General features: G+C 71.6%; 6 protein-coding genes and 2 pseudogenes. 3 read left to right on the plus strand and 5 right to left on the minus strand.

Going from position 1 to position 9,204, the window contains the following annotated elements; all coding sequences use genetic code 11:
* The 4 genes and pseudogenes from RH94_RS13430 to RH94_RS13445 form a co-directional block, all read right to left on the minus strand.
* Positions 1-1,751, minus strand: a pseudogene (locus RH94_RS13430) (beta-galactosidase); the annotation flags it as partial.
* Between the two features lie 56 nt (positions 1,752-1,807).
* Positions 1,808-3,148 (minus strand): ABC transporter substrate-binding protein, encoded by a 1,341-nt coding sequence (locus RH94_RS13435; RefSeq protein ID WP_073947832.1) that lies wholly within the window; start codon positions 3,146-3,148, stop codon positions 1,808-1,810.
* Between the two features lie 55 nt (positions 3,149-3,203).
* On the minus strand, positions 3,204-4,154 hold the full coding sequence (locus RH94_RS13440; RefSeq protein WP_073947833.1) for a carbohydrate ABC transporter permease: 951 nt from the start codon (positions 4,152-4,154) through the stop codon (positions 3,204-3,206).
* 7 nt (positions 4,155-4,161) lie between these two features.
* Positions 4,162-5,088 carry a carbohydrate ABC transporter permease gene (locus RH94_RS13445; protein WP_073947834.1) on the minus strand — a complete coding sequence of 309 codons (927 nt, stop codon included), beginning with the start codon at positions 5,086-5,088 and terminating at the stop codon, positions 4,162-4,164.
* 315 nt (positions 5,089-5,403) lie between these two features.
* Here RH94_RS13445 and RH94_RS13450 point away from each other — a divergent pair, with 315 nt between their 5' ends.
* From RH94_RS13450 to RH94_RS13460, 3 genes are all read left to right on the plus strand, one after another.
* A complete protein-coding gene (locus RH94_RS13450) occupies positions 5,404-6,405 on the plus strand; it encodes a LacI family DNA-binding transcriptional regulator (protein WP_107428705.1) in 1,002 nt (333 codons plus the stop codon).
* Positions 6,406-6,502: 97 nt separating this feature from the next.
* Positions 6,503-6,994, plus strand: coding sequence for a MarR family winged helix-turn-helix transcriptional regulator (locus tag RH94_RS13455; protein ID WP_073947836.1), 492 nt, complete (start codon positions 6,503-6,505; stop codon positions 6,992-6,994).
* Positions 6,991-8,740 (plus strand): MFS transporter (locus tag RH94_RS13460; protein WP_407697309.1); only part of this gene is annotated, 1,750 nt, incomplete at its 3' end. The genes RH94_RS13455 and RH94_RS13460, both read left to right, overlap by 4 nt.
* 101 nt (positions 8,741-8,841) lie before the next feature.
* On the opposite strand, the pseudogene RH94_RS46130 reads toward RH94_RS13460, so the two are convergent.
* Positions 8,842-9,204, minus strand: a pseudogene (locus RH94_RS46130) (NrfD/PsrC family molybdoenzyme membrane anchor subunit); the annotation flags it as partial.

Raw genomic sequence — 9,204 nt, forward strand, 5'->3', positions numbered from 1 at the left:
CCCCCGCCGCTGCGGCGGCGGGTGATCGCCGCACGGCCGGCGTACGTGCCGGTGCGGTAGCGGGCGAGGACCTCGGTGCCGGGGCCGGTGACCGTGATCCGGTCGGTCCACAGGCTGCCGGTGGACGCGTCGTCCAGTTCCACCGTCCGGCCGGCGAGCAGCGGCCCGAACTCCTCGATGCGGATCCCCAGCAGCTCGCGCAGCGCCCCGGGGTAGCCGCCGAGCCAGACGTGGTCGTTCTCGTCGACCACCCCGGAGAAGTACGTGGTGACCAGGTGACCGCCCTGCTCCGTGAACCGGGTCAGCTCCTTGGCGAGCTCGGCGGGCACCACGTGCAGGACGGGTGCGATCAGCAGCCGGTACCGGTCGAGGCCGGAGCGGGTGGTGATCAGGTCGGCGCGGATCCCGAGGGCGAGGAGGGCCGAGTACCAGTCGAGCGCCTCCTGCCGGTAGTCGAGCAGGGAGGTGGGGTGGGAGCCCTGCTCGCTCGCCCACCACGACTCCCAGTCGTACAGGACGCCCACCGGGGCGGGTTCCCGCTCCGACCCGGCGACCGGAGCCAGGGTGCGCAGGGTGGCGCCCAGGGCGGTCACGGCACGGAACAGATCGCTGTCGGCGCCGGCGTGCGGGACCATCGCCGAGTGGTACTTCTCGGCTCCGGCCGCCGACTGCCGCCACTGGAAGAAGCAGACGGCGTCGGCGCCGTGCGCCACGTGCAGCAGCGAGTCACGGGCCAGGTCGCCCGGCCGCTTCGCCACGTTGACGGGCTGCCAGTTGACCGCGCTGGTGGAGTGCTCCATCAGGAACCAGGGCCGGCCCCCGGCGATCCCGCTGGTCAGATTGGCGGAGAAGGACAGCTCGTCGCGGTCCTGGGGGCCGGGGCGCACGTAGTGGTCGTTCGACACGAAGTCGATCTCGTCGGCCCAGTCGGGGTAGTTCATGCCCCGAGTACCGCCCATCACCATGAAGTTGGTGGTGACGGGCACGTCCGGAGTGATCTCCCGCAGGACCGCCCGCTCCGCGCGCAGGTACTCCTTCAACGCGTCCGAGGAGAAGCGCTTGAAGTCCAGCTGCTGGGTCGGGTTGGGGTGGGAGGCGGCCAGCCGCGGCGGCAGGATCTGCTCCCAGTCGCCGTAGCGCTGCGACCAGAACGACGTGCCCCAGGCGTGGTTGAGCGCGTCCAGCGTGGTGTAGCGGACGCGCAGCCAGTCGCGGAAGGCCCGGGCGGCGTCGTCGGAGTAGTCGTGGACGTTGTGGCAGCCCAGCTCGTTGGAGATGTGCCAGGCCACCAGCGCGGGATGGCCGGCGTAGCGGTGCGCCATCGCGCGGACCAGTCTCAGGGCGTGCTCGCGGAAGACGGGCGAGGTGGGCCGCCAGTGCTGGCGCGCTCCGGGCCACAGCGTCTCGCCGCGTTCGGTGACCGGCAGGATCTCCGGGTGCGCGGTGGTGAGCCAGGGCGGCGGGGAGGCGGTCGCGGTGGCCAGGTCGACCCCGACGCCGCCCTCGTGCAGCAGGTCCATGATCTCGTCGAGCCAGGCGAAGTCCCATGCGTCGCGGGCGGGTTGGACACGGGCCCAGGAGAAGATGCCCAGGGACACGATGGTGACGCCGGCCTCCCGCATGAGCCGGACGTCCTCCTCCCACACCTCCCGGGGCCACTGTTCGGGGTTGTAGTCGGCGCCGTAGGCGAGACGGGGAGAGCGGTCACCGTCCGGCCCGCGGTGGTTGCGGGACAGGAGGGTGGAGATCATGGCGGTCCTTCCGGTGGTGCACGGGGGCGGCGCGGGACGGCCGCGCCGCCCGGCGTCTACTTCTCGACGGTGAAACCCTGCTCGTCGCCGTACTCGACCGAGGCGTCCTGCCACGACTTCAGGCCGTCGGTCAGCCTGGTGCCGGAGACGTAGGCCTTGCCGACGGTGTCGTTGAAGACCGAGTTCGCGTACACCTGGTACGGCAGGTACGACCAGTCGTCGGCGACGTTCGCGGCGGACTCGGCGAAGATCTTGTTGGCCTGCTGGCCGCCGAAGTACGGGAACCCGGTGTCCTGGAACTCCTCGGAGTTCAGCTGTGCGGTGGTCGCCGGGAAGGCGCCGCCCGCCACGCGGGTCCGCACGCCCTCGCCGGCGTTCGCGTACGCGACGAAGGCGTAGGCCAGCGCCTCGTTCCCGCCGAGCTCGGGCAGTGCGAGGGCGCTGCCGCCGTTCTCGGCGCTCGCCCTGCCGCCCGCCGTCCACTGCGGCAGCGGGGCGACGCGCCAGTCGCCCGCGGCGTCCTTCACCCCGGAGGCGAAGTTCGCCGGCATCCAGGCGCCGGTGGCGAGGGTGGCGACGGTGCCGTCGCCGAGGCCCTTGTACCAGTCGTCGGTCCAGCTGTTGACGGGTGCGAGGAGTTTTTCGTCCAGCAGTTTCTGCCAGGTGCCGGTGTACGTCCTGGCGCCCTGGTCGGAGAAATCGATCCGCACCTTGGTGCCGTCGACCTTGTAGGGACGCGAACCGGCCTGCCACAGCAGGCTGGTGGTGAAGCCGGCGTCACCGGCGTCGTTGGTGATGTACGCCTTCGGGTCGGCCCTGTGCAGGGCGCGGGCGGCGTCGACGTACTCGTCCCATGTGGTGGGCACCTTGATCCTGTACTTGTCGAAGACCCTTTTGTTGTAGAACAGGGCCATCGGGCCGGAGTCCATGGGCAGGCCGTAGACGCTGCCGCCGGCCTTCACGCCGTTCCACGGGCCGGGGGAGAAGCCGGCGGAGAGCTTGCCGGCGCCGAACGGCCCCAGGTCGGTGAGCTGCTTGGTCAGCGCGTACTGGCCCATGGCGTAGTACTCGATCTGGGCGACGTCGGGGACGCCCTTCCTGGCGGACATGGCGTTCTGCAGTGCCTTGTACTGCTCGTTGCCGGTACCCGCGTTGACGAGCTCGACCGTGACGCCGGGGTGCGCCTTCTCGAAGTCGGCCGCCACCTGCTCGAGCGTGGGTTCCCACGCCCAGACGGTGATGGTGCCGCCCTTCTTCAGCGCCGCCCGGATGTCCGCGGCGGAGACGGCCCTGTGGTCCGAGCCGCCGTCGCCGGATCCGCCGCAGGCAGTCGATCCCAGGGCGAGGGCGCAGACGAGGCCGATGCCGCGCAGCAGGTGGCGTGAGTGCTTGTGCATCGTAGGGCTTCCACTTCTTCGTGGCCGAAGCCGTGACGGATGGGATCGCAGGGGGCTATTCCTTGACGCTTCCGGCGGCGAGACCGGACTGCCAGTACTTCTGCAACAGCAGGAAGGCGGCGATCAGCGGCACGATGGTGATGAGGGAGCCGGTGACGACCAGGTGGAAGACGGCCTCGCCGCCGGCGGTGGCCGCCTGGGCGTTCCAGCTGTTCAGGCCCAGGGTCAGCGGGTACCAGTCCGGGTCTTTGATCATGATGAGCGGGAGGAAGTAGTTGTTCCAGGTGGCGACCGTGGTGAACAGCAGGACGGTGACGATCCCGGGCGCCAGCAACGGGAGCGCCACCTGGAAGAAGGCGCGCGTCTCGCCGGCGCCGTCGATGCGCGCGGCCTCCAGCAGTTCGGCGGGGATCGCCTCGGTGGCGAACACCCACATCAGGTAGAGGCCGAAGGGCGAGATCAGCGAGGGGATGACGACCGCCCACGGGGTGTTGGTGAGCCCCATCCTGCTGAACATCAGGAAGGTGGGGACCGCCAGGGCCGTGCCCGGGACGGCCACCGCGCCGATGACGACGGCGAAGACGGCGCGTCGGCCGGGGAAGTCGAACGTGGCGAGGGCGTAACCGCCCAGTACGGCGAGGAAGGTGGCGCCGCCCGCCCCCAGCACCACGTACAGCAGGGTGTTGAGCAGCCAGCGGGTGAAGACGCCGTCGTGGTAGGTGAACGTCTCGCTGATGTTGTGCCACAGGGCGAAGTCGTGGTCGAACCACAGGCCGAACGAACGGGTCAGCCCTTGCTGGGACTTGGTCGCGCTGATGGTCAGCCAGGCCAGGGGCAGGAGGCTGTGGAGCAGCACCAGTCCGGTGAGCAGGGTCAGCAGAACACTGCGCCGGGGTCTGCCGGGGACGTGCCGGCGGCGGGGAGTGCGCAGCCGGGGCATGGAGCCCGAGGAGCCGGACGACGCGGTCGCGGAGCGGCCGGGGGCGGTGGTGACGGGACCGGTCATCGCCGCTTCACGCTCCCTTGCGCATGCCGCGCAGCTGGACGGCATAGGCGATGACCATGGTGATCAGCCCCATGACGATGGCGACCGTCGCGGAGTAGTTGTGCTGCTGGCCGGAGAAGGACAGCGAGTACGTGTAGTAGTTGGGGGTGTAGTCGGTGGTGATCGCGTTGCGCGCCAGCGGCTGCAGGATGCTCGGCTCGTTGAAGAGCTGGAAGCTGCCGATGACGGAGAAGACCGTCGCGATGACGAGGGCGCCGCGGATCGCGGGGAGCTTGATGGCGGTGATGACCCGGAACTGGCCGGCACCGTCGATCCGAGCCGCCTCGTAGAGGGAGTGCGGGACGACGCGCAGCGCCGAGTAGAAGATCAGCATGTTGTAGCCGGCGAACTCCCAGGTCACGATGTTGCCGATGGAGGCCAGCACCAGGTGCGGGGAGAGCGGGTCGGGCAGGGGGACGCCGAACGCGTCGCCCAGGTCCCCGACCAGGCCGAAACGGGTGCCGTACATGAAGCCCCACATCAGTGTGGCGACCACGGCGGGCACGGCGTAGGGCAGGAAGATCGAGACGCGGAAGAAGTTCCTGCCGTAGAGCCGCCCGCTGTCCAGCGCGAGGGCCACCAGCAGGGCGATGCCGAGCATGATCGGCACCTGGACGCAGAGGAAGAGCGAGACCCGGCCCAGCGCGGCCCAGAACTGGTCGTCCCGCAGCGCCTGCCGGTAGTTGTCCAGACCGACGAAGGCGGTCCCGCCGATCAACCGGGTGCGGTAGAGGCTCAGATGGACCGAGTACGCGATCGGGGCGAGGAAGACCAGGGCGAACACGGCCACGAAGGGACCGATGAAGCCCCATCCCGTCCAGGAGCGGCGGTCCCCTCTCGCCCGGGGTGACGCGGGCCGCGGCTCGGCGGCGGCCCGCGGTTGCAACGTCGTCATGTCGTTCCCCGCTCGTCCAGTCCCGGAACCGTTGGCGCCACCCGGTCTCCAGGCGCCCCGTACCGCGCGGATGTTTACGCAAACATCGATCACCGAAAAGCGCCGGACTGCTATGTTTACGCAAACATCCGATCGCGGCATGTCTACACTGCCCCGACAAAGACGGTCAAGAGCCCTTTCCGAAGGCCCGGTTGAGCGACGACAGAGAGGCAGGACGACGCGGTCATGGCTGGAAGCGCCCCGGCGGACGTCCCTGGCGACGGCCCGGAGCCCGCCGGCGGCCGCCGGCGCGGCAGCGGGCGGCCCAGTGCCTCCATGGCGGACGTGGCCCGTCTGGCGGGAGTCTCCTCGCAGACGGTCTCCCGGGTGTCCAACGGCTACGCCGGCGTGACGGAGGAGACACGCCGCCAGGTGCGCGCGGCCATGAAGGAACTCGGCTACCGCCCCAACAGCGCGGCCCGGGCCCTCAAACGCGGCGAGTTCCGCACCATCGGCGTCATCACCTTCTCGTTGTCCACCACGGGCAACGTGCGCACGCTGGAGGCGATCGCCACCTCCGCGGCCCGTGAGGGCTACGCGGTGACGCTGCTGCCGGTCGCCGTGCCCACCCAGGACGAGGTCCGGGGCGCCTTCTCCCGGCTGGAGGAACTCGCGGTCGACGCGGTGATCGTGATCATGGAGGTGCACCTGCTGGACGCGGCCACCCTCACGCTGCCGCCCCACGTCCAGGTCGTGGTGGTGGACTCCGACGCCGGCGACCGGTACACGGTCGTGGACACCGACCAGGCCGGCGGCACCCGCGCCGCCGTCCGTCACCTGCTCGGCCTCGGTCACCGGACGGTGTGGCACCTGGCCGGGCCCGAGGGCTCCTTCGCCGCCCAGCGCCGCGCCGACGCCTGGCGCGCGGCCCTGGCCGGGGCGGGCCGCGTCCCGCCACCGCTCGTCCGGGGCGACTGGTCGGCCGGGTCCGGCTACCGGGCGGGCCGCGAACTCGCCGGCCATGAGGACTGCACCGCCGTCTTCGCGGCCAACGACCAGATGGCCCTCGGCCTGCTGCGCGCCCTGCACGAGCACGGCCGGCGGGTACCTCGGGACGTCAGCGTCATCGGCTTCGACGACATCCCCGAGTCGGCCTCCTTTCTGCCGCCGCTCACCACCGTGCACCAGGATTTCGCCGAGGTGGGGCGGCTGTGCGTGGCGGCCGTACTGAGCAAGGTGCGCCGGGAGGGACCGGACCGCGGGACGACCCTCGTACCCACCCGCCTGGTCGTGCGCGACAGCACGGCGGCGCCGCCCGGCCGCGCGGACGGGACCTGAAGCGAGCCCCGGGAGGCGGCCGCGGGGCAGGGACTCCGGGATTTCCCTTACCAAGTTTTTCATAGGCCGCCTATATAGGCGCGTGATACTTGGAATCGTGGAGGAGACGCACCGGGAGAACGGTCCGCGGGCAACCGCACACGCCCTGGCGGAGGTGGCTTCCGCCGTGATCAGGACCATGACGGACCGGCGCGGCATGAGCTTCACCGCCGCCTCGACCCTGGCCCGCCTGGAACGCGAGGGCCCGGCCCGGCTCACCGCACTCGCGGTGGCGGAGGGCGTCACCCAGCCGTCGATGACCCAGCTGGTGCAGCGTCTGGAACGCCAGGGCCTGGTGACGCGCGTCGGTGACCCCGGCGACGGGCGGGTCAGCCTCGTCGCCGTCACGGACACCGGCCGCGACGTACTCGCCGAGCGCAGGCGGGCGCGCGACGCCCGCCTGGCGGAGTTGCTGGCCGGCCTGCCCGTGGAGCAGCAACGGGAACTGGGAGCGGCGATGCGGACCGCCCTGCCGCTCGTGCGACGGATGACCGAGGACGACGCGCGACCGCGTCCACCGGCCGGACAGCACACCGGGAGCACGCGATGACCAGCGAGAAGCGTGGCCTCGTACCGGGCGGCGCCGGTACCGGGCACCGCGACCGCAGGACGTGGATCGGCGCGGACCACCCGCGCTACAAGTGGGTCGCGCTGACCAACACCACGCTGGGCATGCTGCTCGCCACCATCAACAGCTCGATCGTGCTGATCTCGCTCCCCGGCATCTTCACCGGGATCCGGCTCGACCCGCTCCAGCCCGCCAACGTCAGCTACCTGCTGTGGATCCTGATGGGCTACATGCTGGTGACCGCGGTGCTGGTGGTCGCCCTCGGCCGGCTCGGCGACATGCTGGGCCGGGTCCGCATCTACAACGCCGGCTTCCTGGTCTTCACGCTCACCTCCGTCGTCCTCTCCCTCGACCCCTTCCACGGCGCGGCCGGCGCGCTGTGGCTGATCGGCTGGCGCATCGCCCAGGCCGTCGGCGGCTCGATGCTGATGGCCAACTCCGCGGCCATCCTCACCGACGCCTTCCCCGCACGGCAGCGCGGCACGGCCCTCGGCGTGAACATGGTGGCCGGCATCGCCGGGTCGTTCATCGGCCTGGTGCTGGGCGGGTTCCTCGTGACGTGGAACTGGCGCTCCGTCTTCTGGGTCAACGTGCCCATCGGCCTGGCCGGCACGGTGTGGGCGTACAGGTCACTGCGCGAGACCGGTGTCCGTACGCCGGGACGCACGGACTGGTGGGGCAACATCACCTTCGCGGCCGGCCTGACGGCGCTGCTCGCCGGGATCACCTACGGCATCCAGCCCTACGGCGGCCACACCATGGGCTGGACCAACCCGTGGGTCCTGGCCGGACTGATCGGCGGCGCGGTGATGCTCGCGGTCTTCTGCCTCGTCGAGCTGAAGGTCCCCGAGCCGATGTTCCCGCTGCACCTGTTCCGCAACGCGGCCTTCGCGGGCGGCAACGCGGCCACCCTGCTGGGCGCCGTCGCCCGGGGCGGACTGCAGTTCATGCTCATCATCTGGCTGCAGGGCATCTGGCTGCCCCTGCACGGCTACGACTACGCCGACACGCCGCTGTGGGCCGGCATCTACATGCTGCCGCTGACCATCGGCTTCCTGCTGGCCGGCCCCGTCGCCGGCGCACTGTCCGACAAGTTCGGCGCGCGGCTGTTCGCCGCGGCCGGCTTCGTGGTGATGGCCGTGTCGTTCGCCGGACTGCTCGTCCTGCCCAGCGACTTCTCCTACGGCGTCTTCGCGGTGCTGGTCCTCCTCAACGGCCTCGGCGGCGGCCTGTTCGCCGCCCCGAACACCGCGATCGTCATGTCGAGCGTGCCCGCCGACGCCCGCGGCGCGGCCTCCGGCATGCGCGCCACCTTCCAGAACGCCGGCATGGTGCTGTCCATGGGCGTCTTCTTCTCGCTCATGGTGGCCGGGCTCTCCGGCACCCTGCCGCACACCCTGGCCTCCGGCCTGTCCGCCCAGGGCGTCCCGGCCGGGGCCGCGCACACCGTCGCCGTACTGCCACCGGTGGGCGTCCTGTTCGCCGCCTTCCTCGGCTACAACCCGGTCCGGCATCTGCTGGGCCCGACGATCCTCGCTCACCTCTCCCCGTCCGCACAGGCCCACCTGACCGGGCGCGAGTTCTTCCCCCACCTCGTCGCGCAGCCGTTCCACGACGGCCTCGTCGTGGTCTTCTCCCTGGCCATCGTCATGTCCCTGGCCGCCGCGGCCGCCTCGCTGGTCCGCGGACGCGACGGCAGGACGCCCACGGCGCCCGCCGCGCCGTCCCNNNGGCGGGCCGCCGCCATGGCCGACGGCGGTCCCGCGCGGCAGGACGCGCCCCTGCCGTCCGCGGGCTCCCGGGCACAGGACAGCCGGCCGGCCCCGTAGTCACGGGACCTCTCGACCGATGCGACCGGTGTGGCCCGCGTCGGCCGCGTTCAGGCGTTCGCGTTGCGGGACGACGACATAGGCGGGATCCCTGGTGGAGGCGACGCCCGCCTCGAAGGTGCCGAAGCGCTGCAGGGCGCTCCCGGCGAGCAGGGCCAGTCCCGCCGCGGCCGCGGCCGGGCGGCTGCGCCGGGCGACGGACACGGCCGCGAGCGCTCCCGCCAGCGTCAGGCCCTCCGAGGCCAGGCGCAGGAGGCGGGCCCGGCCGGTGGTGTACGCCTGGGGCACCAGGCCGGGCCGGCGCTCGATGAGCCGGGCCGCGACGACCTCCGCCGCCGCGCCGATCGCGCCGAGCCGGCGGGC

It is taken from the genome of Streptomyces kebangsaanensis (genome assembly GCF_001906585.1).
GTDB classification, from domain to species: domain Bacteria; phylum Actinomycetota; class Actinomycetes; order Streptomycetales; family Streptomycetaceae; genus Streptomyces; species Streptomyces kebangsaanensis.